Origin of the sequence: Mycobacterium sp. E342, from assembly GCF_001667665.1 — a bacterium.
Taxonomy (GTDB): Bacteria; Actinomycetota; Actinomycetes; order Mycobacteriales; family Mycobacteriaceae; genus Mycobacterium.
In genome coordinates, this window is sequence record NZ_LZJM01000179.1 from 1 (window position 1) to 596 (window position 596).

2 protein-coding genes are annotated in these 596 nt (G+C 63.3%); one reads left to right on the forward strand and one right to left on the reverse strand.

The window, feature by feature from the left end:
• Positions 1–98 (forward strand): class I SAM-dependent methyltransferase (locus A5692_RS29075; protein WP_176704321.1); only part of this gene is annotated, 98 nt, incomplete at its 5' end.
• 21 nt (positions 99–119) lie between these two features.
• Here A5692_RS29075 and A5692_RS13280 read toward each other — a convergent pair.
• On the reverse strand, positions 120–596 hold a 477-nt coding region (locus A5692_RS13280), incomplete at its 5' end, for a class I SAM-dependent methyltransferase (RefSeq protein ID WP_197514449.1).

The window sequence follows — 596 nt, forward strand, 5'->3', positions numbered from 1 at the left end:
AAGAGGTCTACGACCGCTACATGAAGTACCTGACCGGGTGCGCGAAGCTGTTCCGCCAGGGTTACACCGACGTCGACCAGTTCACGTTGGAAAAGTAGCGGACCCCAGCCCCTCGCGACCTACTTCACGAGGGTGAACTGCCCGACATTGCTGATGCCCTTGCGGAAGAAGTTCTCACAGCCGGTCAGGTACTTCATGTAGCGGTCGTAGACCTCTTGGGACTGGATGGCGATGGCCTGCTCGCGATTGGCCTCGAGGGCGGCCGCCCAGGTCTCCAGGGTCCTCGCGTAGTGCAGCTGCAGCGAGTGGACCCTGGTCAGCTCGAAGCCCGCCGTGACCGCGTACTCGCCGACGGTCTGCGGTGTCGGCAGCCACCCGCCGGGGAAGATCTCGGTCAAGATGAACTGCGAGAAGTGCACGATCTCGTGGGTCAGCTTCATGCCCCGCGCCCGGGCGTCTTTGAAGGACGGGCGAACGATGGTGTGCAACAACATCACCCCGTCGGACGGCAGCGCTTGGTAGGCCATCTTGAAGAAGCGCCCGTAGCGCTGGCGGCCGAAATGCTCGAAGGCGCCGATCGAGACGATGCGGTCGAC